At 34.1% G+C, this 26,803-nt stretch carries 28 protein-coding genes and 4 tRNA genes; 24 read left to right on the top strand and 8 right to left on the bottom strand.

The features are described 5' to 3' along the window. Nucleotides 1-164 precede the first annotated feature (164 nt). The 17 genes from NST77_RS20470 (at nt 165) to rlmH (ending at nt 14,765) form a co-directional block, all read left to right on the top strand. Nucleotides 165-377, top strand: coding sequence for a hypothetical protein (locus NST77_RS20470; protein WP_123260164.1), 213 nt, complete (start codon nt 165-167; stop codon nt 375-377). 564 nt (nt 378-941) lie between these two features. Beyond that, a complete protein-coding gene (locus NST77_RS20465) occupies nt 942-1,637 on the top strand; it encodes a S16 family serine protease (RefSeq protein ID WP_341123495.1) in 696 nt (231 codons plus the stop codon). A gap of 803 nt (nt 1,638-2,440) precedes the next feature. Continuing rightward, nucleotides 2,441-3,733, top strand: a complete 1,293-nt coding sequence (locus NST77_RS20460; protein ID WP_047944584.1) for an adenylosuccinate synthase — start codon at nt 2,441-2,443, stop codon at nt 3,731-3,733. 277 nt (nt 3,734-4,010) lie between these two features. Further along, a tRNA-Lys gene (locus tag NST77_RS20455) sits at nt 4,011-4,086 on the top strand. Between the two features lie 18 nt (nt 4,087-4,104). Continuing rightward, nucleotides 4,105-4,176, top strand: a tRNA-Glu gene (locus tag NST77_RS20450). 33 nt (nt 4,177-4,209) lie between these two features. Beyond that, nucleotides 4,210-4,286 (top strand) — tRNA-Asp (locus NST77_RS20445). A 111-nt stretch (nt 4,287-4,397) separates the two neighbouring features. Next, nucleotides 4,398-4,470 (top strand) — tRNA-Phe (locus tag NST77_RS20440). A gap of 105 nt (nt 4,471-4,575) precedes the next feature. Next, on the top strand, nt 4,576-5,880 hold the full coding sequence (locus NST77_RS20435; protein ID WP_083967595.1) for an IS91 family transposase: 1,305 nt from the start codon (nt 4,576-4,578) through the stop codon (nt 5,878-5,880). Between the two features lie 22 nt (nt 5,881-5,902). Next, on the top strand, nt 5,903-6,046 hold the full coding sequence (locus tag NST77_RS20430; protein WP_341122616.1) for a hypothetical protein: 144 nt from the start codon (nt 5,903-5,905) through the stop codon (nt 6,044-6,046). An 850-nt stretch (nt 6,047-6,896) separates the two neighbouring features. Beyond that, complete coding sequence (gene yycF / locus NST77_RS20425; RefSeq protein WP_047941026.1) at nt 6,897-7,607, top strand: response regulator YycF; 711 nt, start codon at nt 6,897-6,899, stop codon at nt 7,605-7,607. An 8-nt stretch (nt 7,608-7,615) separates the two neighbouring features. Continuing rightward, complete coding sequence (gene walK, locus NST77_RS20420; protein ID WP_095333252.1) at nt 7,616-9,445, top strand: cell wall metabolism sensor histidine kinase WalK; 1,830 nt, start codon at nt 7,616-7,618, stop codon at nt 9,443-9,445. Continuing rightward, nucleotides 9,442-10,755: a two-component system activity regulator YycH gene (locus NST77_RS20415; protein ID WP_163185931.1), complete on the top strand. Its 1,314-nt coding sequence runs from the start codon at nt 9,442-9,444 to the stop codon at nt 10,753-10,755. The genes walK and NST77_RS20415 overlap by 4 nt, the downstream gene beginning before the upstream one ends. Then, the gene (locus NST77_RS20410) at nt 10,742-11,542 is read left to right on the top strand and encodes a two-component system regulatory protein YycI (protein WP_341123493.1); all 801 of its coding nucleotides are present in this window, start codon (nt 10,742-10,744) and stop codon (nt 11,540-11,542) included. The genes NST77_RS20415 and NST77_RS20410 overlap by 14 nt, the downstream gene beginning before the upstream one ends. A 6-nt stretch (nt 11,543-11,548) precedes the next feature. Beyond that, nucleotides 11,549-12,337 (top strand): MBL fold metallo-hydrolase, encoded by a 789-nt coding sequence (locus tag NST77_RS20405; RefSeq protein ID WP_047941022.1) that lies wholly within the window; start codon nt 11,549-11,551, stop codon nt 12,335-12,337. 188 nt (nt 12,338-12,525) lie between these two features. Then, nucleotides 12,526-13,737 carry a S1C family serine protease gene (locus tag NST77_RS20400; RefSeq protein WP_095320359.1) on the top strand — a complete coding sequence of 404 codons (1,212 nt, stop codon included), beginning with the start codon at nt 12,526-12,528 and terminating at the stop codon, nt 13,735-13,737. Between the two features lie 306 nt (nt 13,738-14,043). Beyond that, complete coding sequence (locus NST77_RS20395) at nt 14,044-14,205, top strand: CxxH/CxxC protein (protein WP_095333260.1); 162 nt, start codon at nt 14,044-14,046, stop codon at nt 14,203-14,205. An 80-nt stretch (nt 14,206-14,285) separates the two neighbouring features. Continuing rightward, nucleotides 14,286-14,765 (top strand): 23S rRNA (pseudouridine(1915)-N(3))-methyltransferase RlmH, encoded by a 480-nt coding sequence (gene rlmH, locus NST77_RS20390; RefSeq protein WP_095333261.1) that lies wholly within the window; start codon nt 14,286-14,288, stop codon nt 14,763-14,765. On the opposite strand, the gene NST77_RS20385 is transcribed toward rlmH, so the two are convergent. Next, on the bottom strand, nt 14,737-16,293 hold the full coding sequence (locus tag NST77_RS20385) for a recombinase family protein (RefSeq protein ID WP_341123492.1): 1,557 nt from the start codon (nt 16,291-16,293) through the stop codon (nt 14,737-14,739). The genes rlmH and NST77_RS20385 overlap by 29 nt on opposite strands. 2 nt (nt 16,294-16,295) lie before the next feature. Next, nucleotides 16,296-16,913 carry a helix-turn-helix domain-containing protein gene (locus NST77_RS20380; protein WP_066230875.1) on the bottom strand — a complete coding sequence of 206 codons (618 nt, stop codon included), beginning with the start codon at nt 16,911-16,913 and terminating at the stop codon, nt 16,296-16,298. Nucleotides 16,914-17,044: 131 nt separating this feature from the next. Here NST77_RS20380 and NST77_RS20375 point away from each other — a divergent pair, with 131 nt between their 5' ends. From NST77_RS20375 to NST77_RS20350, 6 genes are all read left to right on the top strand, one after another. Further along, on the top strand, nt 17,045-17,185 hold the full coding sequence (locus NST77_RS20375; protein ID WP_160331435.1) for a hypothetical protein: 141 nt from the start codon (nt 17,045-17,047) through the stop codon (nt 17,183-17,185). 113 nt (nt 17,186-17,298) lie between these two features. Beyond that, on the top strand, nt 17,299-18,213 hold the full coding sequence (locus tag NST77_RS20370) for a phage/plasmid replication domain-containing protein (RefSeq protein WP_174752208.1): 915 nt from the start codon (nt 17,299-17,301) through the stop codon (nt 18,211-18,213). 385 nt (nt 18,214-18,598) lie between these two features. Next, nucleotides 18,599-18,928 (top strand): hypothetical protein, encoded by a 330-nt coding sequence (locus NST77_RS20365; RefSeq protein ID WP_217486921.1) that lies wholly within the window; start codon nt 18,599-18,601, stop codon nt 18,926-18,928. Nucleotides 18,929-18,984: 56 nt separating this feature from the next. Beyond that, on the top strand, nt 18,985-19,356 hold the full coding sequence (locus NST77_RS20360) for a hypothetical protein (RefSeq protein ID WP_341123490.1): 372 nt from the start codon (nt 18,985-18,987) through the stop codon (nt 19,354-19,356). Nucleotides 19,357-19,576: 220 nt separating this feature from the next. Then, nucleotides 19,577-20,203 carry a recombinase family protein gene (locus tag NST77_RS20355; protein WP_341123489.1) on the top strand — a complete coding sequence of 209 codons (627 nt, stop codon included), beginning with the start codon at nt 19,577-19,579 and terminating at the stop codon, nt 20,201-20,203. Nucleotides 20,204-20,557: 354 nt separating this feature from the next. Next, complete coding sequence (locus tag NST77_RS20350; protein WP_341123488.1) at nt 20,558-21,328, top strand: DUF6414 family protein; 771 nt, start codon at nt 20,558-20,560, stop codon at nt 21,326-21,328. A gap of 303 nt (nt 21,329-21,631) precedes the next feature. Here the strand turns inward: NST77_RS20350 and NST77_RS20345 are convergent, their stop codons facing one another. From NST77_RS20345 to NST77_RS20320, 6 genes are all read right to left on the bottom strand, one after another. Continuing rightward, on the bottom strand, nt 21,632-21,952 hold the full coding sequence (locus NST77_RS20345; RefSeq protein ID WP_341123487.1) for a heme oxygenase: 321 nt from the start codon (nt 21,950-21,952) through the stop codon (nt 21,632-21,634). Between the two features lie 55 nt (nt 21,953-22,007). Beyond that, nucleotides 22,008-22,703, bottom strand: a complete 696-nt coding sequence (locus NST77_RS20340; RefSeq protein ID WP_341123486.1) for an ABC transporter ATP-binding protein — start codon at nt 22,701-22,703, stop codon at nt 22,008-22,010. Continuing rightward, entirely contained in the window at nt 22,703-23,824 is a 1,122-nt protein-coding gene (locus tag NST77_RS20335; protein ID WP_341123485.1) for an ABC transporter permease, read from the bottom strand. Before NST77_RS20335 ends, NST77_RS20340 begins: the two co-directional genes overlap by 1 nt. A gap of 168 nt (nt 23,825-23,992) precedes the next feature. Next, nucleotides 23,993-24,511: a PadR family transcriptional regulator gene (locus NST77_RS20330; RefSeq protein ID WP_095333267.1), complete on the bottom strand. Its 519-nt coding sequence runs from the start codon at nt 24,509-24,511 to the stop codon at nt 23,993-23,995. 215 nt (nt 24,512-24,726) lie between these two features. Continuing rightward, nucleotides 24,727-25,191: a phage tail protein gene (locus NST77_RS20325; RefSeq protein WP_163186597.1), complete on the bottom strand. Its 465-nt coding sequence runs from the start codon at nt 25,189-25,191 to the stop codon at nt 24,727-24,729. 21 nt (nt 25,192-25,212) lie between these two features. Further along, nucleotides 25,213-25,692: a GyrI-like domain-containing protein gene (locus NST77_RS20320; RefSeq protein WP_341123483.1), complete on the bottom strand. Its 480-nt coding sequence runs from the start codon at nt 25,690-25,692 to the stop codon at nt 25,213-25,215. Nucleotides 25,693-25,801: 109 nt separating this feature from the next. Between NST77_RS20320 and NST77_RS20315 the strand changes: the two genes are divergently transcribed. Further along, on the top strand, nt 25,802-26,764 hold the full coding sequence (locus NST77_RS20315; RefSeq protein ID WP_341123482.1) for a helix-turn-helix transcriptional regulator: 963 nt from the start codon (nt 25,802-25,804) through the stop codon (nt 26,762-26,764). Nucleotides 26,765-26,803: the final 39 nt, after the last annotated feature.

The following is a 26,803-nucleotide window of genomic DNA, read 5'->3' as shown; positions in this document are numbered from 1 at the left end:
ATTATCCTCCTACCTTATGTAAATATTCGTCTAGTTAAAGTTTGTCCAGATTTCTAGATTATATACATTCTAATCCTCTCTCCCCTCTCATACTCTAGCAATATAACAATTTGACACTGAGATAAAAGACCAAAATATAAGAAGCAGAGGGGGAAGAGGAAGAGATGAAACAAATGGAACTACTAAATCCTATATTCAATAGCAGCAACCGTCCAAAAGAAATTCCATCTATTAAAGAGAATGTTCAGAAACGGTCTATAACCAAAGAAGAAGGTAGACAAACAAGGAGTGATAAAAAGAAAGATGTGAAGATCCCTCTTTCGGAAGAGGAAAGGCAAATGGTAAAAAGAGTAGCAAGAAGAAGGGGTGGAGCCTGATAATGAATTTGTTGTGGAAGATATTTTACGGTTACTTTACAGTGATTTTATACAGCAGTATAAGTCTGGAAATTTAAAAAACAGCATTCCAAATATAATTAGAAGGTTAAATCAATGAGGACTGATAAACTGTTTTTAAAAAGTTTATATTCTATGAGTATGTTATTATTAAAATGGAAAAATGTCTCCATTTAATTTTGGTTTTTAAACAAATATCTATAGAAAAGCAGTAGACTAAAAGAAATTTTATTAATGCAAAGATCCATTAAATATTCATAATAAAATAACGAGGGGAATTTTAATGAGTTCAATTAACAATAAAATTGCTAAACTGTCTCCCAAAAAGTTAAAAGTAAGGAACAGGTTAAAAAATAAATCCATAAAAGATTATGAATTTCCCCCTGTTTCTAGATTAATTTTATTATACTTGACAAGTTTAATTTTTTACTTTTTTAATATCATTTCGGGATTTATTTTTGTTACTGCTTTACTATTTTTGTTTATATTTTTAATAATTCACTATTCTAATTTAAGAAAAAAAGTAATTCCAACCGGGTATTTGTTATGCCATTTTTACTCCCATTTTTGATAGTATTATATGAATTTCCGATTATATTCTTTGACGAGTACAAATTCCTAGTTACGAGTTTCAATCAACCAGAAGAAATAATTAGTGGTACTAATATATATTTTTTATCGGTTAAAGAAGATACGGTAAGTAATATACAAAATGAGAAAGAAGTTAGAAATATTTATGCTACTAATCATCAAGAGATTTATGAAATAGTTCCTGTTACCAACTTTATTCGATATACCAGTAAAAACCAATTCATTTATGAGTTAGTAGGATTAAAAAATCCCGAATTTGAACAATATTATCAGGACATTTCAGCATATATAGGATCAGATAATACTCTTATTAAAGAATTTTTGTCACGAAAAAATTCACAAGGAAACAGTGCTGGCCTAGCGTTAGTCTTATCTAGTTATCTAATTGAACAGAATTTCCAGAATGATATATTAATCGGAGTTACTGGATCAGTTAATAAAAGTGGAAAGGTCGAAGAGGTAGGTTATATAAAAGAAAAGATATTAAGTGCAGAGAGAAGTGGTCTCACGTTTATAATAGTTCCAAATAAGAACATTATCGAAGCAAATGAAATAAAAGACGATTTAAACCTCTCGATAAATATAATTGGTGTTAGTAAAATTGACGAAGCGATTCAACTTATAGAAGATTTGCATAATGGTAAAAATTAAATTTGAAAGCATTACTGATTTATTAAAGAACACTTAAGTTAAAACTTTAAAACTTATTATAGTGAAAGGGTCTCAAAAAAGTGTCATATAATCGAAAAATTGTAGTTATGACACTTTTGCGACCCTTAAGTATAGCTAAATTGACCAATTTACCACTCAGCTTAAAGGAAAAGTTCCTTTTTCCAGTGTAGAACGCTTTTTAAATTACTCTCTTGCTATTGATGGAGAACCCATTCCTACCCTCATTGAAGAAAAGGAAGTAGACAAAAACAGAAATAGAAAAAGTCCCCAAAGAAAAAAACATTGTTATAGGAAGCTTATACCCCAGAAACGGAACCACTTTTGTATCATATCTGATAGCAAGAAGTATCGCCCATTATCAGGTAAGCACGTTATATGTTGAGGACCCTCTTTTAGTACCATATACATATGACCGGTTTTATGGACATGAATTTGCTCCTTATGCAAATGGGGGAAGCAGCAAGAAGATCTTCCTGATATCCAAGATGAATGGGTTAGAGATGAGTGGAGCTACTATGTCATAATCCTACAATGTCAGAGATATTAAATAGACTGCTAGCTACTAGTCTTTTTTTACCTTTTCAGATGGATAGAAGCCTTAATCGGAGCAAATACTTCAACTTATATCGTTTTTTATTAATCTCTTTTCACGAACATAATATTAAAATATCAAAAAGATTGTTCGTGTTTTATTGACTTTTATCTTGAAAAATTGATAAAATAGGAATGTTGATTAAGGATATAATAAAAAGATATAGAAACCTGTGGAGGTGCTCTAGGATATGTCATCAGTAGTGGTCGTAGGAACGCAATGGGGAGACGAAGGAAAAGGTAAAATTACCGATTTCCTATCTGAAAATGCAGAAGTGATTGCACGTTATCAAGGCGGTAACAATGCAGGTCATACAATTAAGTTTAATGGAGAAACTTATAAGTTACACTTAATTCCATCTGGGATATTTTATAAAGAAAAAATTAGTGTGGTTGGAAACGGAATGGTCGTTGATCCAAAAGCGATCATTGAAGAATTAAAATATTTACATGACCGTAATATCAATACAGATAATTTGAGAATTAGTAATCGTGCACATGTTATTCTTCCCTATCATCTAAAATTAGATGAGGTTGAGGAAGAAAGCAAAGGTGCTAATAAAATTGGAACAACGAAAAAAGGAATTGGACCAGCTTATATGGATAAAGCGGCGCGTACTGGTATCCGTATTGCTGACTTATTAGATAAAGAAGTATTTGAAGAAAAGCTTGCAAGAAATTTAATTGAAAAAAACCGTTTATTAGAGCGTATTTATGAAACGGAAGGCTTTAAATTAGAAGATATTTTAGATGAATATTATGAGTATGGGCAGCAAATTAAGAAATATGTTTGTGACACTTCTGTTGTATTGAATGATGCATTAGATGAAGGCCGCAGAGTATTATTTGAAGGTGCTCAAGGGGTAATGCTTGATATCGATCAAGGTACGTATCCGTTTGTTACATCTTCTAATCCAGTGGCTGGAGGGGTAACAATTGGTTCAGGTGTTGGTCCAACGAAAATTAAACATGTAGTTGGTGTATCCAAAGCCTATACATCAAGAGTAGGGGATGGACCTTTCCCAACAGAACTAAATGACGAAATTGGACATCATATTAGAGAAGTTGGCCGTGAATATGGAACAACAACTGGTAGACCACGCCGTGTCGGCTGGTTTGATAGTGTCGTTGTACGTCATGCACGTCGTGTTAGCGGTATTACTGATCTTTCTCTGAATTCCATTGATGTTTTAACAGGAATTGAAACAGTAAAGATTTGTGTTGCTTATAAATACAAAGGGGAAGTAATGGAAGAGTTCCCAGCAAGCCTTAAAGTACTAGCTGATTGTGAGCCAGTATATGAAGAATTACCAGGCTGGTCAGAGGACATTACTGGATGTAAAACATTAAGTGAGCTTCCTGAAAATGCCCGTCATTATTTAGAAAGAGTTTCACAGTTAACAGGGATCCCATTATCCATGTTCTCAGTTGGTCCAGATCGTACACAAACAAATGTGATACACAGCCCTTGGAGACAAATCTAAACATGGTAAGAGGTCGTTCTAAACGTGTTAGAACGACCTTTTCTTTTCTAACTAGATAATAGAAGCAGGCTGGCTTGATTCGTTTACAGAAATGGCATGAGGGTATGATAAGTATACAGCATTCTTTATGTTGGGTATTTAATTTTAGTAACCTTGCGGAGGAAAAATAGTTACGTAGGAGTTAAAAAATATTTTTTAAAAAAACTTTTAAAAAAAGTATTGCTTTTTATTTTAGTAATATGCTAATATAAAAAGCGTCGCAAATGACAAAAAATACGAGCCATTAGCTCAGTCGGTAGAGCATCTGACTTTTAATCAGAGGGTCGGAGGTTCGAATCCTCCATGGCTCACCATTTCTTGTAATAATTCACGGCCCATTGGTCAAGCGGTTAAGACACCGCCCTTTCACGGCGGTAACACGGGTTCGAATCCCGTATGGGTCATAATATCTTTTTAAAGGTATTAATAGTAAAAATGGTCCGGTAGTTCAGTTGGTTAGAATGCCTGCCTGTCACGCAGGAGGTCGCGGGTTCGAGTCCCGTCCGGACCGCCATTTTTTCTTCCTATGCATTTGCATATTTAATATATATTTTTTATCTAATACATATTGAAGACAAGTAAAAATTTCGACCTGTGCTGCTAGTAAGCATCTGTCACATAGTTTGGCTCAGTAGCTCAGTTGGTAGAGCAAAGGACTGAAAATCCTTGTGTCGGCGGTTCGATTCCGTCCTGAGCCACCTTGATTTACCATTACAACGACTGTTCGTTGTTTTTTTTAAAAGATAAGAAAGTATAAAAATTTGGGTCTACCACAGTCATTTAAGCTGTGGTATTTTCATTTTATGGAGACCAATATATTGAGAAGAATATTTTTTGATAAACACCAACATTGGGAAGCTTTCAAAAGAAAACACGGTGCTAAAATCCGCCCTATCGTAATTAAGGAGGTTGAGAAATTTCGAGATTGTGGGGATATCAAAAATGGATTTAAGTTATTTGTGTGTGAAGGTTGTCATGATGTGCGAAAGGTTCCTTACCGATGTAAAGGTCGATTTTGTACCACGTGCTCTGTTGGAGAAAGTGAAGAATGGAGTAGGTTACTTACTGAAGATGTTCTTCAGGTTAATCATCGGCACGTAATTTTTACGATTGATGAAGGACTAAGAGATGTATTTCTCCTTCACCGACATCTATTAAAAGATTTAATGGATGCTTCTGCAAGACTACTTACTGACTTCTTCAAAAAGAAAGCAAAGGTAACACCTGGGATTATTGCTGGACTCCACACTTTTGGTTCAAGGGTCAACTTCAATCCTCACGTACATATGTTAGTTACAATGGGTGGATTAACAGAAAAAGGAGAATGGAAGCAGTATGATTTCTTGCCATTTACGATGCTTCGTAAACAATGGCAAACGGTCGTATTAAAATTAATTAGAAACGGAGTTTCACCAAGAGAAAAGAAAAGAATCCAACCAAGACTTCAAAAGGCGTTCACCAATAATGGCGAAGGCTTCTATGTGTATGCACCTAAACAGAGGGGAAAAATAAAAGAACAACTTCGTTATATTGGCCGTTATATTCGTCGACCAGCGATTGGAATCAATCGGATTGAGGCATATGATGGGCAATTCGTTACGTTCAAATATAAGGATAAAACTGACGGAAAAGACAAATCCGAAACCGTAAGTGTCGAAGAATTTATTTCACGTTTAATTCGCCATATCCCAGACGAGCAATTTAAAACTATTCGGCATTACGGTATGTATTCAAGAAGATCAAAAAACTTGTGTAAAAAAGTGTTGAGTACTTGGCAACAAAAAGCAAGACGTTGGGTTGTAAAAGTTAAGAAAACCTTACGTCGCCAGACGTGGCGTGAAAGAATAGTAGCCAGTGGCAAGAAAGACCCTCTCGTTTGTCAGAGGTGTGAATGTTACTATGAATACAAGGGAGAAGTCTGCCTTGAAAATGGTAAATTAGAAATAAAGGTAGCCTTATGCAAAACTACAAGAGCTTATTTAGAAAGGATGATTAACGATCTCACCGGTATCAAAAACCCGCAAAAAGGGAAAGAAAAAGAAGAAAAACATAAGCCTAAACCAGTCCAAGCAACAGAGCGTCAGCTATGTTTGTTTGGCGTGTCATGAGAAAGAAGAGATTCCTATTAACGTGGTAAGGGATTTCGATTTAATGGATGATGGAGATCCGACAACTCCTCCTATGTTTGCATGTGAAAAATGTGGGGGTGAAATGTATCCTGAGTATTATAAAGGGGTACATGGCATAGAGTACAAATTATCGGATATTCTCTAACCATGAAAAGGACCGGGCTATGCCCGGTTTTTCTTATGCCAAATTATTTCCCCGTAAATAAATGTGAAGAAATCCGCGATTATTACAAATCCCCACAGAACATATAAATTTAACAACAATTTTATTACAATATAATAGCAAACCATTTTTCCTTATAAAAGTATGATAAAGTTAATGTATATGTCTTCTTTGTAAGGAACTTTATAAAATAATGAAGTGAATGGAGTAGAGACAGAAGAGTTTTATTTAATTTAGAAAAAACGTATGTAAGAGGATGCTATAGACAAAAAAAGGACAAGGGATCCATTCTATTAAAAAGGATATCCTTGCCAAAATTAAGGGAAAATGAAACTCATATATATAGACGATTAACTCGTCTAAAAGGTTTCAATAATTTATCCATCTATCTATGTATTTTTTCTTATTGTAAAATAATGCTCTCATTAATCTTTATCTGCAGAAAGAAGACATATAGAAGCCTAGTATGTATTGATGATGTATACTTTTAGTTCCCATGCATATGAATAAAACACTAATAAGGAAAAATAAGTAATTCTCTCTTTAATAGAGAGATTTTTTATTCGGGGATGGAAGGAATGGTCAGTGGGCTAATGAAAAGCTTCACTGTTTTTTTATGTGGGACTATTTAGTGAATAGCCGTTCTTTATATACTTTTGTCTTCCTGTTAACTATTTTTGGTTTCGCTTGGTAAAGGGAGATGAAAGCGGGATAAACTTATAATAGAAAAAAAGTGATTATATAAATTTAAAATGGTAAAGTAGACATTAGAAGTAAACAATAAAAGAATGAAATAACCATAGATAAAACTTGATATAAGGAGAATAGCGGAATGAACAAAAAGATTCTAGTTGTAGATGATGAAAAACCAATTGCAGATATTTTGCAATTTAATTTAAAGAAAGAAGGATTTGAAGTTTATTGTGCTTATGATGGCAACGAGGCGCTAGAGAAGGTAGAAGAACTTCAGCCGGATTTAGTATTATTAGATATTATGCTGCCACAAAGAGATGGAATGGAAGTATGTCGTGAGGTTAGAAAGAAATATGAGATGCCGATTATTATGTTAACGGCTAAGGACTCGGAGATAGATAAGGTATTAGGCCTTGAATTAGGGGCTGACGATTATGTAACAAAGCCTTTCAGTACGAGAGAGCTGATTGCACGTGTTAAAGCAAATCTTCGTAGACACCAGCAAGTTTCTTCTGCTGCAGAAGAGGAGAAAGAAACAAATGAAATTGAAGTGGGTTCCCTTATAATTCACCCAGATGCTTATATCGTATCAAAAAGAGGTGAAATGATTGAGCTGACTCATCGTGAATTTGAATTGCTTTACTATTTAGCAAAACATATCGGACAAGTTATGACGAGAGAGCACTTGCTTCAAACTGTATGGGGTTACGACTACTATGGAGACGTAAGAACAGTAGATGTAACAGTAAGAAGGTTAAGAGAAAAAATTGAAGATAATCCTAGTCATCCAACTTGGATTGTGACACGAAGAGGCGTTGGATACTATTTGAGAAATCCTGAGCAGGAGTAAATTTATTAATGAAAAAAGTGAGTTTTTTTCGTTCTATTCATTTGAAGCTTGTGGTAGTAATTGTTTTGCTTATTCTAATTTCTATTCAGATTATTGGAGTCTATTTTGTAAAGACTTTACAGACAACCTTATTGGATAGTTTTAAAGTATCGATTCAAGAGAAAGTAAATATCTTATCGATTTATTTAGAAGAGCAGCTTGTAAAGGAAAGAGTCGTCGAAAATGGGGATTCAACGTTAGAAGATGATATTAGAAGAATTCTAAGTGATAATAATTCTTCTGATATTAAGGAAATTAGAGTAGTTAATAGTAATGGTATTATAGTTGGAACTTCGGACCCGGAAAATCAAAATTTAGTTGGCCAGAGAATGGTCGACTATTCGGTAAGACGAGTTTTATCTAATTCTTCCCAGCCAGATAATCCGATCAAGCAGAAAAATGGCGAGAAAATCTATGAGCTGATTACTCCTATAAAGACAAATGGAGATGAAATAGTCGGAGCCATTTATTTGGTAGGGAAAATTGAGAATGTGTATAAACAAATTGATAAGATCAATCAAATCTTCCAAAAAGGAACCATTATTACATTGGTTGTTACCGCTATTTTGGGAGTCCTGTTAGCAAGAACGATCACTAAGCCAATCTCTGATATGCAAAAGCATGCCTTTGCTTTATCCAAGGGGAATTTCTCTCGAAAGGTAAAAGTGTATGGATTTGATGAAATTGGCCAGCTGGCGATCACTTTTAATAATTTGACTAAGAAGCTTCAAGAGTCACAGGCTACAACAGAAAGTGAAAGAAGAAAACTATCTTCAGTATTAGCCTATATGACAGACGGAGTAATTGCGACAGATAGAAAAGGACGGATTATTCTTATTAATGAGCCAGCTGCAAAAATGCTGGATGTTTCACGTGAAACAGTCCTTTCTGAACCAATTGTTAATCTTCTTGATCTTAATGGAAAGTATACATTTGAGGAACTTCTCGAGGAAAGAGAATCGGTTATTTTGGATTATAGTACCCATTATGAGCCATATGTATTACGGGCGAATTTTTCGGTTATCCAAAAAGAAACAGGATTTGTAAATGGTTTAATTACGGTTCTCCACGATATTACCGAACAAGAAAAGATTGATATGGAAAGAAAAGAGTTTGTGGCAAATGTTTCCCATGAATTGCGCACGCCGTTAACAACAATGCGCAGTTATGTAGAGGCTCTATATGATGGGGCATGGAAAGATGACGAATTAGCTCCGAAATTCCTTAATGTTACACAAACGGAAACAGAGCGTATGATACGTCTTGTAAATGACTTATTACAGCTTTCTAAATTGGATAGTCGTGATTATCAGTTAAATAAGGAACTTGTTGATTTCATCGTATTTTATAATCGCATTATTGATCGTTTTGAATTGACGAAGGAACAAAATGTTATTTTTATAAGAAAATTGCCCAAGAAAGCAGCCTTTGTGGAAATTGATGAAGATAAATTGACACAGGTTCTTGATAATATAATTTCTAATGCCTTGAAATACTCTCCTGAAGGTGGGAAAATTACTTTTTCTATAAAGGAGCAAGAACAGCAAATTATCGTAAGTGTATCGGATAATGGCGTAGGTATTCCAAAAGAAAACATTGATAAAATATTTGATCGTTTCTACCGTGTTGATAAAGCGAGAACACGTAAGCTTGGCGGAACAGGACTTGGCCTTGCTATTGCGAAAGAAATGGTAGAGGCACATGGGGGAAGAATTTGGGCATCCAGTAAAGAAGGAAAAGGAACAAAAATATCTTTCACCCTACCGTATATTCAATCGGAAGAGGATGATTGGGGATGAAATATGAGAACGTAAAAAGTGGCATTTTAATCTTGCTGGTAGCATTAAGCGTGTTATTATATTATCTCCTTTGGACAGACCAAGGTGCAGAGTTTGATGCGATGGATACTAGTGGTTCTACTATGAAGCAAGAGGCATTAGGGGCTAAAAAGGAAGTCAGTGAAGTAATAAAACCTGATGAAATTTACCAACACATCGATGGGCAGCATTATGGTACAATTTCCAAGGAGGAAGTAGACCATATTCTAAATAGATTAAAAGAATTTGATTATGGGAATTTCCGTAATATATCTTCCACCATTCCTAGTATAGCTACTTTTTTAGAAGAGCAGAATAATGGTCTAGAAATAAGATTTCCAGGGCAAGTTCCTTTTCGCATATACAAAGATATTTTAAGAATTGATCAAGATAATTCTTTTGATTTTGATACGATCTTGTTCTCTTATAAAGATGGAAATGTTTATTTTCTGTCTAAGGAAACAGGGAAAGTATATGAAACATCGATAAATACAACTTATATAGAGCAGCTTAATAAATTGAAAGACAATGTTTATGCGGAAAAGACAGTGTACTCCACTTATTTTTCTTATAAACCCAATGACCAGTATTTAATTTACTTGCCTAATGGTAAGCAGGAAGTAAATAAATATAAATACTTTACAAGACAAATTGAATCTATTCGCTTAAGCAGAGCATTATTTGAAGAGCCTAGTATTGCTCAAAAAGAAATTTTGACAAATTGGGAAGAGTATACGGATGATTCAGGTTTATTACGAATATATAAAGATACCCATATAGTTAGTTTCTTTAAACCTGCAGGCATTTCGAATGAAATGACTCAGAACCATATAATAAATAATAGTATTGAATTGATTAATGAACGTGGCGGCTGGATTAATGACTATCTTTATGTAGGACGAGATGAAGATAGAAAGGTTACCTTTCGTTTATACAATACAAATGGGATGCCTGTGTTCAATCTAAATACGGAGTTGTCCGATATTCGATTATACTGGGAAGATAATAAGGCAAAGCGCCTGTTAACGAGTAATTTAATTATTATTAATACAACCACTCCGTTTGATTTTTCGAAAGAGACTGTCTCATCAGGAGAGGATGTTCTAAAATATCTTAAAAGCAATAAAAAACTGAAGATGGAAAAACTCCAGAAGATCGTACTAGGATACGATATGCAGGTTGATTCGCAAAGTATCGTGTCTTTACAGCCAACTTGGTTTTACCAATATGATCATAAATGGTATTCCCTATATTCGGAAGGAACAGGGGGCAGCTTAGATGGACTGGAGTAAGATAAAGACGATATTTATCATTGCCTTTTTACTATTAGATGTTTATTTAATTTATGAATATGTAAAAATTAAGGAGTACCAGCGGGCCGATGATTTACCAACAGAACCACCAACACACACATTGTCACGGCTAGGAATTGATTACGATAAAGAGAAACTGCCAGTGAATAATGTGAAGGATCAATATTTATCTGCCAAATCGAAGAAATTTACCGATGATGAGATCAAGAAGTTGGAAAAGGGATTATTAAGCGGTCAAGAAATTACGGTAAGAGATAGCATATATCTTCAAGCAGTCCTAGAGAAACCAATCAGTATAGATAAAGAGTTCGATCCCGATGAGTTGTCTGATTTTCTGCTTAATTCCGTACTTAACGGTGCAGAGTATCGCTTTCTGGAAAAGAAGGGGAACACGATAAAGTACTATCAGCAGCATGCAGGAAAGACATTGTATCGCAATCCTAAAGCGGAGCTTACCTTTAATGTCAATGAAGAAAACAAAATTGTTTCTTATAACCAGACATATTTAGAAAACATTAAAGAGATGGATAAAGAAGAGGTCATTATGCAGCCGCCTGATGCTATTCTTAACTTATTTAAGAATAATTTCATTGAAAGTGGTTCATATGTAAGTCATATAGAACTAGGGTATTATACACAGCTTGATACTTCGGCACAGCTGCTAGCACCAACTTGGAAAGTAACAGTGAACGAAGAAGATTTTTATGTAAACGCGCTAGATGGACAAGTTATTCAGCCAGAAACAGAGGAAATGAAAGTGGAGTGAGAGAAAATGCGGTTTAGTGTTCTCGCAAGTGGCAGTACAGGAAATGCCATTTTTGTTGAATCAGGAGAACATTCCTTTTTAGTGGATGCTGGATTAAGCGGAAAGCAAATGGAAGGCTTATTTCAAGGCATTGAACGAAAAATGAGTGATCTAACAGGCATATTAGTAACACATGAGCATAGTGACCATATTAAAGGGGTAGGTATTGTTGCAAGAAAGTATAAACTGCCGATCTATGCGAATGAAAAAACATGGAAAGCAATGGATCCACTCATTGGGGAAATTCCCGTCGAGCAGAAATTTCATTTTGATATGGAAACAGTAAAGACATTCGGCAATGTCTCCATTGAATCCTTTGGTGTATCTCATGATGCAGCAGAGCCAATGTTTTATGTATTTCATGAAGGGGAGAAAAAGCTCGTTCTTATCACAGATACTGGGTACGTAAGTGATCGAATGAAAGGAATTATTTCCAATGCAGATTCGTATGTATTTGAAAGCAATCATGATGTGCAGATGCTGCGGATGGGAAAATATCCATGGAATATTAAAAGACGTATCTTAAGTGATGTGGGACATGTCTGTAACGAGGATGCTGCGATAGCCATGAGTGAAGTGATTGGAGATCGTACAAAGCATATATACCTTGCGCACTTAAGCTTAGATAATAATATGAAGGATCTAGCAAGGATGTCAGTTGGACAGACATTAGAAAGCCGTGGCGTTGGATTGGGGGAACAAGTTCATTTATTTGATACCGATCCAAGAATACCAACAAAGCTTATGGCTATATAGCAGGATCGAAAAAAGCGGATAGTCAGATATTCGCTTTTTTTACTAGAGAAATAAAAGTATGGCAGGAAGGCTTTTGGGCATGATAGGGAGAAAACTTCTTGAAGTATTTCGTTTGTTTTTTTGAAAAACAGGAAAAATAATAAGGATATAGGTTAAGGATGATTTTTAGATTATGTCTTTAGAAAGGAATGAAGCTTGTGGAGTATGATTACGGTAATCGGGGAGATGGGCCAAAGAGAGGCTCAAGAAGAGGCTATTTCTTCTCTGGATTTATAGGTGCGGTGATAGGAGCATTACTAGTATTATTATTAAGCCCCCGTTTGACGGACTTAGCAATTTTTCAGAACGGAAATGAAAATGAGCAAATCGTAACTAATTCTGATGGGATAAAAACACAGAATATTTCATTGAACGTGGAAACGGATATTACTAAGGCAGTGGATAAAGCAGCGGACTCAGTTGTCGGTATTACCAATCTGCAGTCCTCTAATTTCTGGGCAGATGAAACAACAGCCCAAGAAGCGGGCACAGGTTCTGGAGTTATTTATAAGAAAAGTGGCGGCAAAGCATTTATTGTCACAAATAATCATGTAGTCCAAGGAGCAACAGAACTTGAGGTCACGTTATCCGATGGAAAAAAAATTAACGCTAAGCTAATAGGTGCCGATATTTGGACCGATTTAGCAGTAGTTGAAGTAGCTGCAAAAGAGATAACAAAAGTAGCAGAGTTTGGCAATTCCGACAGCTTAAAGGCAGGAGAACCAGTCATTGCAATTGGGAATCCTCTCGGATTAACGTTTTCTGGTTCTGTCACGCAAGGAATCATATCTGGCTTACAGCGAACTATCCCTGTCGATATAAATGAAGATGGGACACCTGATTGGCAATCAGAAGTTATTCAAACAGATGCAGCGATTAATCCAGGAAATAGTGGTGGTGCACTGGTTAATATCGAAGGACAGCTTATCGGTATTAATAGCATGAAGATTGCTGAATCTGCGGTAGAGGGAATTGGACTTGCGATTCCCATTAACTCAGCGATTCCAATTATTGAGGATTTAGAACAACATGGAGAAGTGCAGCGCCCTTATATGGGGGTAGAACTACAATCTGTTAGTGATATTCCAGGCTACTATCAGCAGGAAGCTTTGAAATTACCGAATGATGTTACAACAGGCGTTGCGATAAAAGATGTTTCACGAAATTCTCCAGCGCAAAAAGCAGGATTAAAAGAGCTAGATGTTATCGTAGAACTAGATGGGGAAGAAATAGTCGATTTAATTGCATTAAGAAAGCATTTATATACGGAGAAGAAAATCGGCGATAAAATGGAAGTGAAATATTATCGAAACGGTAAACTAGAAACAACAGAGCTTACGTTATCAGAGGAAGAAATGTAGTTAAGAAAGTAGAGCGAAGCCTTATTTAGGTATCGCTCTACTTTTTTTATGTGTACGTATTTTTTGAATGGAGATACTATTGCTGAATAGATGTAATGGAGCGAAATAGTTTCTGAAAAAAATAAATAAATGCTTGTGGATAAGGTTTTATCGAAAAAAGCAGAGGAATTTCATTAGAGTAGTTGCAGTTTTTAGGTAGAATGATAAGATGGAATGTGGATAACTAATAATAAGGTCAAGAAGAAATATTATCCACAATTATTTTTAGAAAAATGAAAACAGTAAGAGCTAAAAGGAGAAGAAGATATGATTTATAGTTGTGCTGAACACGTTGATATAGCAATAGATTCCGTTGTAAATGAGTATGAAACCTTTCCGATTTTAGAACAAATTTCAGAAGAAAAAAAGTTATCAACAACCTGTGAATATTGTAAAAATAATGCCATATATATGGTGGCGAACAAGTGATTCCATACTATATGTGGATTAAAAATGTGGATATGTGGATAAGTATTGTGGATATCTTGTTTGTAAAGTGAGGAAAGCATGTGAATATCTCAATTATTACAGTAGGAAAGTTAAAAGAAAAATATTTAAAGCTTGGAATCGAAGAATATACAAAAAGGCTTTCAAGCTATTCTAAAATAGAAATTATTGAGGTGCCAGACGAAAAGGCACCCGAAATCTTAAGCGATGCCGAGATGCTGCAAGTGAAGAAAAAAGAAGGAGAAAGAATCCTTGCCAAAGTTCAAGCTGATGCACACGTTATTGCACTTGCGATAGAGGGCAAGCAAAAGTCATCCGAGGAGTTAGCCGACACACTCGATAAGTTAGGTACATACGGGAAGAGCAAAGTGACATTTATTATTGGCGGATCGTTGGGATTAAGCGATGAAGTGTTAAGGCGAGCAGATGATAAGTTGTCGTTTAGCAAGATGACATTTCCCCATCAGCTGATGCGGTTGATTTTGGTGGAGCAGGTTTATCGGGCTTTTCGGATTATGAGGGGAGAACCGTACCATAAGTAAGCACATAGTTATTATTTTTTGAAGCGTCAAAGTACAACTCAATGTCTTTGACGCTTCTTTCAGTTGGTGAATTTCCTTCATTAACGGTAATTTTATTAATAATGGTATGAAGTAAATCCTTTTGCTTTTCGGGTTCAACATGAGGGAGAATTTTTGAAAAAGCATTTAAAATATTTTGTAACTGCTCTAATGAAATCTCCTTAATAGAGGGTTTATTTAGTTCATGCTCTAATTGGTCTTTTTGCTCTAGTAAGGATTTCTTTTCTTGTTCAAGTTCTGAAAGTCTATCTAATATTGATTCAGGGGGATTAGCTGTTTTTTCGATAATCCCGAGATATTTGCTAATACTTTTTTCTGCTTGATTGTACTGTACTAAAATGTAGTTAAGCCTTTCTTTAATTGGTTCTTTCAATACTACAATTTTTTCATTTACCTTTTCAACAATGGATTTAAGTACAGTTGGCTTAGTTGTAATTTCCTCAAGTCTATTAAAAACAAACTGTTCAATTTCGTCTGCCCGTACTAAATTAGATTTACAGACAGCACTACCTTTATAGTGGAAATTTCCACATTGATAATAACGGATGTATTCTTTGCTTTTCTTGCTTTTCTTAATTTTATGTCCAATCATTCCTTGACCACATTTTGGGCAACGAAGTAGGGTTGTAAGGGGGAAATGACCTGTAAATGTTTTAGCAGGTTTATGTGATTTTTGTTCAAATATTTTTTGGGTCATTCCCCATACTTCTTTGCTAATAATTGGTTCATGCTCACCTTTCACAATAATGAAATTCTCATTTTTACCTTTTCGTCTTTTTTCGCTCCAATCTTCTACCTGATTAAAGCGAATGAAACCAGCATACACAGGATTGGTAATGATTGTTCTTATAGAATTAGTTGAAAAATTCGCATTACGTTTTGTTTTATATCCTTCATGATTTAATTTGTTTGCAATTGTTTTGAAGCCTTTTCCACTAATATATAAATCAAAAATATACTTAACAAGATTGGCTTCACTTTCATTAATAACTAATTTCTTATCCTTGGAGGAATATCCCAAGACGCTTCCACCGTTCCATTTTCCTTCCTTTGCTCTCTGGGTCATTCCCATTTTTACATTTTCTAAAATCATATTTCTTTCTAATTCGGCAAAGCTTCCCATCATTTGAAGCATAGCCTTTCCTGTTGGTGTTGAAGCGTCAATATTTTCACTATAACTAAAAAAGCTCACATTATTTTTTTCCAGTTCATCAATGACACTAAGGAAATCTAATTGTTTACGAGATAGCCTTGATATTTTCCATACCATTAACATATTAAATTTTCCATTCTTAGAATCTTTAAGAAGCTTTTTAAGGGATGGTCTATCAAGTGACTTACCACTAATCCCTTCATCTTTATAAATTTCCACTATTTTGTAATTACTTCTTTTACAGTATTCCACAAGTGTTTTGATTTGCCCATTGATAGAAAAGCCTTCCTCTGCTTGTTCCTCTGTTGAAACCCTTACATATAGTGCAACCTTCATTTTTATTCCTCCTCTGTATATTCATTTGAATTTAAAATTTTTTCTGTATTTGCCTTTCTAACATAAGCCGTTATAGTCGAAAGTATTTTATTTCTTTCTGTGGGAGATAAGTTAGAAAAATCATTTTCAAATACAGAACAAAAGAAATCAAATTTCTCTTCATCATGAAAGATTGAAATAAGGTTAGAAAGGACTTTCTCGGCTCTTGAAAGGTCATGTTTTACAAATAAATCCAAATTATTTTTAAGCCTTGCAATAACTTCATCATTTTTACTAGATACCTTTTCAATTTTGTCTATGTAAAAACCTGACTTAATTTTCATTATTTCCTCTTCATGGCTTCTTTCTGCTTGTTTTATTGTCAATTCTAATTCGGCTTTTTCTTGTTCAGGGGATTTTATATCAAAAAAGTTAAGGGTTTTGTTAGCTTCTTCTTCCGTAAAGCCAAGTTCTACTAATATTTGTAGACAAGTATGAAAATCAGGTTTTTTAATCAGTCCTCTTTCTAATTGAGATACATAAGTGACAGCCTTATTTACACGTTGTGATAGTACCTTTGAAGAGATACCTACTGATTTTCTAATTCTTTTTAATTCATTACCAAAACTAATTCCACTCAATTTTATCGCTCCTTTGATTATGATAATCATAGTATAGCATAAAGTAGCATATTAGTCAATTAAAAGTAGCATATTATATTGACATGGTAGCATAGTTATGCTACAATAGTTTTTGAAAGGAGGGGTGGAAAATGAATAAAGAAAAGAAAAATATTGAAAGTGATAATGAAACATTTAACCTCTTTATTGATAAGATTTCCTTAATTATTCTTGATAAAGTATTAGAGGAATATAAAGGAGCAGATAGTCAAAACTGTATTCAAACGGCTTAATAAAAAGTAGCATAGTAATAAAGTATATTAATGAATAGTAGCATACATAGTTGTCTTTTCTAGTAACACATACAAAAAGACTTCAAAATTTTAAAAGTTAGGAGGAAAATAGAATGTTTGATACCGTAACGTTACTAGCTTTTGACATAGACATAAATCCAAACCAACTAGACGGAATTACTCCATTTACATATATTGATAATGATAGTGGTAATTTCATAAGTAGATTTTCTTTTACAAAGGAACGTATAAGTTATAAATATAATTTGCAAAAAAGGATACTTGAATTGCAATTATCTATTCCTAAAATGGTTTATGGTACAAATACGGAAATGATAACCCAAATAGATATTGATGAATTTTGGATTAAGTTACATAACAAACTAAAGAACCAATTCAATATCAATTTTCAAAAGGAACAATGGAAAGTAAAGCGTTTAGATATATCATATAATTTCAAGGTTGATAATGTAGGAACATACATAAATGAAATTAATAAAAAAGTAGTTTCAAAAAGGGATAAACTAACATATAACGATAACCAAACAGTTATTTTTAAGAATAAAAGTAGCTCAATCTGCTTTTACAATAAAGAAAAAGAATGTATTAGACAGAAAGAGCCACAACATATAATAGAACAGTCGCAAGGTCTATTAAGGCTTGAAATAAGACCAGCCACTTATCATCTAAGTGAATATTCTAATAATAGAAAAGCAGTCGATTTGATAACAAAAGCTTTTTTCACATATGTAATAGAGAAGTTTAAAATAAATGAATTATTAAAATTTCAAAACGAGCTAGACGATAATGAAATACAAAAGGCTTTAACCATAATGAAAGTAGCAGATATTGAAAAAGTGCTGGGGTTTAAAATGTTAGTAGAAATAATCGGGGAAAAAACGCTATTAGAAAAGTGCTATTATAAAGATGGAACGTTTAGAAACAGAAAAGAATTAATAGATGAGTATAATAAAAACATAAATCGAAATGGCATTAAGCAAAAACAACTTTACATTAAATTGGACTAAATAACCTCTATTAACATAATTCTACATATAGGAAATCCCTAAATCCTCTTCCTACATATAACACCAAAATATTAAACAGCAAAACATATAATAAACAAATTGAATCCCCACTTAGGGGATTTTTTGCTTTCTTGAATCATATATTGGAGATTGAAGGCATTAATCGGTTTTTGATAAAAGGGAATTTTTATAAATATGCTTATTTTAGTGTTCTATTCCCACAGTATGTTAATTATTTAATACCGTATGATTATTACAAAAACCCTGTCTATTGACGGGATTCTTACGTGTGGAAAGAACTCAACGAAATAATTTTCTATATAGGTTTAAACGGTAAATCATGGTATATTTATATTAGGGAAATTTTACTATTGGGGGTTCGATAATGGAGGAAACAAGTTTGTCACAAGAAAAACAAACATTAGATAATAACAATGTTCTTGAACAGAAAGCAACTTCAAAAGTTTGGGATGCTAAAGTTATATTGAACTTTGTGATTACAGGTATTTTTATTATAATTGGATTTTATAAAATTTTTGCTTATTCTTATGAAGAATATGGTGACAACAATGTTAATGCCTATGTTGGGGGAGATGCGTATAATTACATAATAAATGCTAATTATGCGACAGCATACTTTGTATTAGCTTTAATATTTACAATTATAGGTTGTACATTATTAATCTGTAATATAATTCAAAGAAAGGGGAGCTAGTAAATTAAATGATTAGGAAGAGAAGAAACATAGTTTTTACAATATTACTGTTATTGATGATTTCAGCATGTAGTAATTCAGCTAGTACCAATAAAGCAAATTTAGATGAAGAAGTTTTTGAAAGAGGTACTAAATTAGTACAGTATAGTTATATGGAAATGAATGGGGAAGATGTTCCAGAAGATGAGTACAAGGAATTATTAAGTTGGTATAGTGATAAACTTGAATCTGGAGATTATTCCTCAGAAGATGAAGAACTTTTATTCTCCCAATTAGAATTAATTAAGGCGAAACAAGGTCTATACGCTATCCAAAAAGTGAATGAAAAATTTTCTGGTGAATCTGGTGATAGTGATAGCAACAGAGAGGAAATTGAAGGAATCTTTAAAGAAATTGAAAATAATTTCGGTATTTCCTATAAAAATTAGTTGTTTAATTAATGACATCCTTTAATAGGGTGTTTTTTTATTTTTATATTTAGTGCATAGTTTGTAAAGGTATACCTTTAAGGAAATCTAAAACAAGGTGTTTTTGCAGTTTATAAAACTTATTAAATTATTTTATAAACGTTTATAATGTTTTGTTTATCTTTACAAACGCTTAGGTTATAATAGAATTAACAAATAACCTATAGGAACGGTGAACAATATGAGTATAAAGACTTTTGGTTACACAAGGGTATCAAGCAAAGACCAAAATGAAGCCAGACAGTTAACAGAAATCCTTGAATTAGGCGTAAATGAACGTGACATATTCATTGATAAGGAAAGTGGAAAAGACTTCAATAGAAGCCAATACAAAGCGTTAAAACAGTGTTTACGTGAAGGGGATTTACTTTACATTAAATCAATTGACCGATTTGGAAGAAACTCTAAAGAGATAAAGAAAGAATGGGAAGATATTACCCAAAACATCAAAGCAGATATAAAAGTATTAGATATGCCCTTACTCGATACAACGCAATATAAAGACCAATTAGGGTCGTTTGTATCTGACCTTGTTTTACAGGTGTTAGCATTTGTAAGTGAGCGTGAACGTGATAATATTCTTCAACGACAAGCCGAAGGAATTGCAGTTGCAAAAGCAAAAGGGAAGCATCTAGGTAGACCACAATTGAATCTAAGAACATTAAGTAAGGAACAAAGACATAATTTAGATAGCAACTATCCAAAATGGAAAAGAAAAGAGATAACAGGGGTTGAATTTATGACCTTGTTAGACCTAAAAAAGAACTCTTTTTACAAAATTATTGGAGAATATGAACAAACAATTTAGACATCTTTGAAGGGGTGTCTTTTGCTTTTTCATTTAGTGGGGGTACTTATTCACCAATTACATTGATTTATATTTTGAAATGTGTAATAGCACTTCCACTCCCACAAGTTGATGTAAAAAACCACAAATAGTGGGGAAGATGGTTAAACCAATATATAAACTTTATGTCCAAAATTGACTATTTTCTTTGATAATATTCGCTGAATCGTACCATAAGTAAGCTCCGAAAATGACGGTCTTTTTTATGTATACGAACATTGAAACTTGGAATGGATGAACGCTGGGTATATTGGTATAATTATGTAAATACTACTTAGCAAAATGATGCTATGCATCCATAATAGGGGGTTCAATATGTTCAAAAATCTAATATATTTTGATTCAAACAAAGTAGCAGAATATGGAGCTGTGCTAGAAGGGAAAAAGCATGTAGCTATAAAAAATGTTAAAGTAAGCTCAGGTAAGTCATTAAGTGCTAAGGTACCAGTGGTTTCAGGAGGAATAAGTGGAAGCAACGAAATGGAAGGAGAAATAGTAGAGAACCTCTTACTTGATTGTAATGAGTTTGAAGAATTACTTGCAAGTAAAAGTAAAGATAACTATTTCGATTTTTTAGAAAATGAATATGATTCTGAAACAATACCTAGAACATCTATTATTCGTTTTGAGGGAGGATTTAGGATTCCCTCGGAATTTGATATGATGGATTTAATTAATCAATTTAAACCTATGTTAACTTCAAGTATGAATTTACAAAATGCCCAAGAAGAAGAACTATTTAATAAAATTTTTGCTAAAGATAGTACAAAAATTCCAGCATTTATTGAAAGTAGTGTATTTGAAAACAGAGTAGGTTTTGCAAAATTAAACTCACATAATCTATGTTATGAATTAGAGGAATTAGAGGATTTTGAGGATGAAGAAGTAACTATTATTGCAAAAGTACTATCAAGAAAGAATGTAAATGACAACAAACCTATTGTTGTTTTTGATATTATGAAGGATTTATTTTCTCTAAGTAGAGGGATTAGAAGGCAAGTGGGTAAAGAGGAAATTGAAGGCATTAAAGGTATTGAAAGTGACGAAAATATTATAATTTTGGAAGTTCTAGCAATCTATCAGTAGTAATTAGTATCTTACTTTAATACAGTAGAGAGAAAGTTATCATGGTTAGGTTCAATTTTTATTTACTAAATTTCAATCAGACCACTTCATAATGGAAGTGGTCATTTTGGTTAAATTGAAATAAAAACTTTATGTTCAAAATTAACTATGTTCTTTGGTGACATTCGCTGAACCTTATCATAAGTAAGTGCGGTTTTTTATTAGATAAAAAACATTTACGGTTTCTCCCTGATTTATTTATTCTTTATATTTTACAGTTCATAAATAAGACCCCTACTATTTGAAGTAGGGGTTAATAAGTTATTATGCATTTGGTTCTGAAGTCGAAGCAACCTGTGAAATAATGATTTCACTTCCCAAGATTGGGGATTCCTGTTCAGTGTTGGTTGGGCCTGTATGTGCTTCCTTAAAAGCAGTGCTGTTTTTCCAAAGGGTAAAATCTTCAATAGTATTCCAATACATATTTACATTTAGCTCATCATATTCTGTTAGATTCTTTGTAATTAAAACCTCCACTTTTATAAACCCATCCATTTTTTGTAGGGATCCTGGTTTTGTGAACATGGGAGCCATCTTTTCAGCAAAACCCAATTTTGTTTTAAGTCTGTTCGTTACTATAATCATTGGTTATACCTCCATAGTTTTCTATGAAAATGTTTATCCTTTTGTAAAATTGTCTTCACTTTTCAAGACTGAAAGAATCGTCATGTTGAAGTCTGCCATCTTCCATTCGATACACTTTATCACAGTATTCCAGCATTCGTTCGTCATGGGTAACCATAATTGCTGCTTTGTTTCTTGTTTTCGTTTCTTTGGCTATGAGTTGAACCACTTCATGAGCCCTTTTTGAATCCAGACTTGCTGTTGGCTCATCTGCCAGAATAATAGATGGGTTGTTTATAAAAGCACGAGCAATTGCCGTACGCTGCCGTTCTCCTCCAGATAACTGTTCAGGTAATTTTTCCAGTTTTGCTGCTAAACCGAGACTGTGTAATAATTCCTTTGCATATTCCTTATCCTGTTTCACAGGTTTCCCTGCCATTCTTTTCACTACAAGTAATTGTTCCAGAACATTTAAATAAGGGACAAGATTACTGGTTTGTAAGATAAATCCGATTTCATCCAACCGCATTCGTACTAAATCTTTAGATTTTAATTCATTAAGGTTTTTACTGTTAACAATGACCTCACCTTTAGTAGGTTGGAGTAAGGCATCTGCGATCGCCAAAAATGTACTTTTTCCAGAACCTGAGGGGCCAATGACGGCAATAAACTCACCTTGTTCCACAGTTAAGGAGACATCATCAAGGGCAAGAACTTGATTTTCACCCTGTTGATAAAGTTTAGAGACATTTTTAAATTGTATTCCTGACATTATTCTATCCTCCCAATCGCTTGAAGTGGGTCTATTTTTGCTATTTTTCGAACGGAAGCCAATGAACTTAAAATCGAAATGATAAGTAGTAAAAGAGCATAAAGGACAACTAATTTCAGATCAAGTGAAAATGGCATTTCATCCGGAAGAATAAGGGCTGTCCCATAGGTTAACAAGATTGCTAAGACAATGCTAATGAATGATAATAAAAATACTTGCGATACAATAGCTCTTCCAAGGAAACGATTGCTGGCGCCGATGGCTTTCAATATCCCAAACTGATTTGATTTTTGCAACGTAAGTACGTAGAAGAATACCCCCAAAACAAATGCCGAAATGGCCAAAAGGAAAGCGAGCATCATTGTAATTGTGCCATTCTCTTCTTTATAACCGGGCATTCCCTGTATGGCTGTGGCCTTAGTGACTGTTTCAGTATTCTTAAATAAATGATTTAGTTCCGCTGAGTCGATTTTTTTTCCTTGCAGCATAATGGCATTCACAGGTTTCTTAATACCTTTATCAGAACCAGGTGCTGCAAATTGAATAGAGCGCCATTTATCTAGAATAGTAAAAATAGCTGGCAAATGATTGTATGTTTCATTTTTGACAAACCCAACAATTTTTATTTTTTCTAATGATCCTTCAATCTTCAGCGTATCACCAATCTTAAAGCCCTTTTTCTTTAAAGTATCATTAGCGATAACCTCCAAAGGGAGGTTAGTATGAAGGGGCTTTCCTTCAATTACTTTAGGTTCCAGAAAACTACCGGGATTGATTCCTAGCATGGCAATGTCTACTTTTTCACTTTCATTCAAATCTGAATTAATTATTACTGTTCCCATGGTTGCACCCATTACTGATGCAGCTGAGACATTAGGTTGGCTTTCTAGTTTTTCTGCCAATGATTCATTCAACAACGATCGGCTCATAGAGGCTCTTGCCCCCTCTTCAAACGTCACATAATCGGCATCCATATTTTTAAATGTCGCCGCACTAAGAGTGGATAGGCCATTACCTAATCCAGATAGAATGAATACAAGCCAAGCAATCAGGACAGTTATAACCCCAATCATCAGAAACCGCAATTTACCATGCTTTAATTCTCTAATAGCAAGAAACAATGAATGTCACTCCTTTATTGTAAATAATAATAGTCACGTTTGACTAATAAAAGTATATTAGTATTTTCGTGATTAGTCAATTGTGACTAATCACGAAAACTTATTATTAAGATTTAAATAAAAAAGGAACCCTCTATCGGCTCCTTTGAATCTTTTGGATATAAAATTTTAATTCGATTGAATAAGATGTTGAATGGTATTTTCAAGAAAGGAAATTTCTGCTTCTAACATGGTAATCTTATGTTTGACTGCAAGGTTAACACCGGTTCGTATACCATGTTCAGGAGTTTGTTTAAATAGATCTATGAGTTTTTTATTTTTCTTTAATCTTTCATTCAAGGCCGGTATTACTTGATTCATCGGAAGGAAATCAATAAACATTAACCCAATATCCCCTTGGTAATTTACACTTTCCGCAGAAGACAGATTATCTAATAGTAATTGATAAAAATATACTCGGCCGCTTTCATTTATAGAGTACACTTTTCGGGTGGGCCTATTTCCTTCTTGTACTAAATGAATATCTATATAACCTTTTTGATTTAGTTTATCCAGAGTAGCATAAGCAGTGGGTTTTTTCATATCTGTCACAGTACTTAAGTTTCTTTCGATGAATTCATTAATTTGATATCCATGTTGACTTTGTCCCATTAGTAACCCAAGCAGAATTAGAGAGCGATGTTCCACAGAGATCCTCCTTTCAGCATTCTTTTTTATATTCTATTTTCTCGTAAATTTTACTTGTAGTCAATTGAGTGGTTTATTAGTTAGTAGGACTATAACATAATTAATGGAGGAAAAACCTCATGTAGAGTAGCGGCGATGAACCGTACCACAAGTAAATAACCTAAGCAAAAATAAAAACAGCACCCTCTATTTTGAGGGGTGCTGCTTTACTAACGTTAATATTCTCCTTTAATAACAAAAAACGAGCCTCGGATTGTTCCGGCTAACTTAGATTTCTGCCTAGCAAACTTAAATTTCCCTTCTAATTCCTTTGGTACTTCCATCCCATCAGAAAGCTTAAAACCAACGGCGCGCTTTTTTGGGTTATCTACTGTATACAGAACGTTAATTGCAAGACCATCCTCATAAAAGACGTAGGTCCATTTGATATTTTCTACTTGAAAGGTTGAAGTTTCTAAAGGCTTAGCTGCAAATTCAATACCACGTTCTTCCTTTAAAATCCGGTTTACATAATCTAGGGTCTCACAGGACTCATTAGCTGGTACAACCGTAAATTCATGCTTATATTTGTTCATAAAGTAACGGGCCTCGTTAGCTCGTAAGCCAGCAAGTGCTTCTGCTATAGGTGAAGATTCTAAACCAATCGTAGACACATTTTTAAAATCAACGATATAGGCCATTCCTATCCCTCCATATCCTTCTTATTTCCTTACAACAGGAATCCACATCTCACCAAGTAATAAGCCGTTTTGCTGTCCCATTTCTACCACTGTATTTGGTCCACCAACATAGGCGAAATTCTTTGCTTCAGGCAAGACTTGACCAAATGCAATGCCAGTAAGCATATTCTGCAATTCATCAGCGGTCTTACTTTCCCCTTTAACTACTAAGTATTCTCCTTTAGGAAATTGAATCATTCTGTCCGCTTCTGGTAATGATTGCTCTGTCATGACCCCGACATAATGCATCATCTTGTTGTTTACCGCTTCGTTTACGATAAAAATATAGTCATTTGTGGCAATGGCCTTTAAGGCGTCAAGCTTTCCTTCTTGTTTGACTGCTTGCCAAAAGTCTGCTTTTTCCTTTGTTATGCCCGCATAGTCTGTGTAATCACTCTTAAGTTCAGTTCCAATCCCTAAAACGATAAAGCTGTCTTTTTCTTCTAGCATATAATCTGCCATATTCAACACTTCCTCTTTAAAAATTTAATCAAATGATTCTGCTTTTCACTTGATAGATATATAATAAACTTAAACCATGTCAAAAAATGATACTGTTTAGGGGGACGGGATGAAAAAGGTTGAACGAATTAATACCATTATGCGGTATATTAACAACCGCGCCAACTTTACAATTTCTGAAATCATGAGAGAATTTAACATCTCTCGTTCGACAGCAATTAGAGACATCAGAGAAATTGAAGCGATGGGGATGCCACTTGTCGCAGAAGTCGGAAGGGACGGGGGATATTTTGTGATGAACAACTCTGTCCTGCCAACTGTTCGTTTTACTGATAATGAGATTAAAGCTCTTTTTATTGCCTTTATGGCTACGAGAAACCAACAGCTCCCTTATTTAAAGAGTCGCCAGTCTTTAGCTGAAAAATTACTAGGACTCATCTCAGAAACCCAGCAAGATGACCTTGTTCTTTTAAATCGCATCTTGCTATTTGAAGGGACCAATCCGAATAATCCTGATCTGCTTGATTTGTCTGATCTTCCTCATCCCATGTTAGAAAAATTAATCCAATTACTTATTATGGATAGATATTTACTGATTACCATTAGAGAGGAGAAAGTTATAAAGTCCTATCCTATTTACCTCTTGAACCTTTATCGTGAAAAAAGCCTGTGGCTGATTGAAGGCTTTGATTTAAAGGAAGAGAAGAAACGGATTTTGCCTGTCGACAATCTCACAGATGTAGAACCATGCACTACCAATAATAAATTAAGCAGGAAAAAGATTTTAGAAAAACTAAGTAAGCAGGAGGAAGTAATCAACCTTGTCCTTGAACTTGGTCCAAAGGCAATTGCACAGTATAAGAAATACCATCCGTTAAGAATGTCACTTTCTTATACGAATCCTTACCAAACTACAGCCATTCTAAAGACCTTTATTAATGTTCATCATTCCGAAGAATTAACGGAAATAACAAGTTGGCTATTATTCCTAGGTGAGGATATCAAGGTCAGGGAAATGCCTGTAGAAATCTTGGAAGGTTTACAAGGGAGACTATCTCTATATTGTCCATAATCATTGCTTGTTAGACCATATTTAGATGTATTACGTTGA

Origin of the sequence: Niallia sp. FSL W8-0177 (genome assembly GCF_038006285.1) — a bacterium.
GTDB lineage: Bacteria > Bacillota > Bacilli > Bacillales > Cytobacillaceae > Niallia > Niallia circulans_A.
This window is presented reverse-complemented; position numbering and strand designations above follow the sequence as displayed.

Bases quoted from the DNA above. Each gene is read 5' to 3' on its own strand.
- NST77_RS20460 (WP_047944584.1), top strand. From the start codon at position 2,441: ATGTCATCAGTAGTGGTCGTAGGAACGCAATGGGGAGACGAAGGAAAA.
- NST77_RS20355 (WP_341123489.1), top strand. From the start codon at position 19,577: ATGAGTATAAAGACTTTTGGTTACACAAGGGTATCAAGCAAAGACCAA.
- NST77_RS20415 (WP_163185931.1), top strand. From the start codon at position 9,442: ATGAAATATGAGAACGTAAAAAGTGGCATTTTAATCTTGCTGGTAGCA.
- NST77_RS20370 (WP_174752208.1), top strand. From the start codon at position 17,299: ATGTTTGATACCGTAACGTTACTAGCTTTTGACATAGACATAAATCCA.
- NST77_RS20365 (WP_217486921.1), top strand. From the start codon at position 18,599: ATGGAGGAAACAAGTTTGTCACAAGAAAAACAAACATTAGATAATAAC.
- NST77_RS20375 (WP_160331435.1), top strand. From the start codon at position 17,045: ATGAATAAAGAAAAGAAAAATATTGAAAGTGATAATGAAACATTTAAC.
- NST77_RS20400 (WP_095320359.1), top strand. From the start codon at position 12,526: ATGAAGCTTGTGGAGTATGATTACGGTAATCGGGGAGATGGGCCAAAG.
- NST77_RS20405 (WP_047941022.1), top strand. From the start codon at position 11,549: ATGCGGTTTAGTGTTCTCGCAAGTGGCAGTACAGGAAATGCCATTTTT.
- NST77_RS20410 (WP_341123493.1), top strand. From the start codon at position 10,742: ATGGACTGGAGTAAGATAAAGACGATATTTATCATTGCCTTTTTACTA.
- NST77_RS20470 (WP_123260164.1), top strand. From the start codon at position 165: ATGAAACAAATGGAACTACTAAATCCTATATTCAATAGCAGCAACCGT.
- walK (WP_095333252.1), top strand. From the start codon at position 7,616: ATGAAAAAAGTGAGTTTTTTTCGTTCTATTCATTTGAAGCTTGTGGTA.
- NST77_RS20465 (WP_341123495.1), top strand. From the start codon at position 942: ATGCCATTTTTACTCCCATTTTTGATAGTATTATATGAATTTCCGATT.
- yycF (WP_047941026.1), top strand. From the start codon at position 6,897: ATGAACAAAAAGATTCTAGTTGTAGATGATGAAAAACCAATTGCAGAT.
- NST77_RS20325 (WP_163186597.1), bottom strand. From the start codon at position 25,191: ATGGCCTATATCGTTGATTTTAAAAATGTGTCTACGATTGGTTTAGAA.
- NST77_RS20360 (WP_341123490.1), top strand. From the start codon at position 18,985: ATGATTTCAGCATGTAGTAATTCAGCTAGTACCAATAAAGCAAATTTA.
- NST77_RS20320 (WP_341123483.1), bottom strand. From the start codon at position 25,692: ATGGCAGATTATATGCTAGAAGAAAAAGACAGCTTTATCGTTTTAGGG.
- NST77_RS20345 (WP_341123487.1), bottom strand. From the start codon at position 21,952: ATGATTATAGTAACGAACAGACTTAAAACAAAATTGGGTTTTGCTGAA.
- NST77_RS20350 (WP_341123488.1), top strand. From the start codon at position 20,558: ATGTTCAAAAATCTAATATATTTTGATTCAAACAAAGTAGCAGAATAT.
- NST77_RS20395 (WP_095333260.1), top strand. From the start codon at position 14,044: ATGATTTATAGTTGTGCTGAACACGTTGATATAGCAATAGATTCCGTT.
- NST77_RS20315 (WP_341123482.1), top strand. From the start codon at position 25,802: ATGAAAAAGGTTGAACGAATTAATACCATTATGCGGTATATTAACAAC.
- NST77_RS20340 (WP_341123486.1), bottom strand. From the start codon at position 22,703: ATGTCAGGAATACAATTTAAAAATGTCTCTAAACTTTATCAACAGGGT.
- NST77_RS20435 (WP_083967595.1), top strand. From the start codon at position 4,576: ATGGAGACCAATATATTGAGAAGAATATTTTTTGATAAACACCAACAT.
- NST77_RS20385 (WP_341123492.1), bottom strand. From the start codon at position 16,293: ATGAAGGTTGCACTATATGTAAGGGTTTCAACAGAGGAACAAGCAGAG.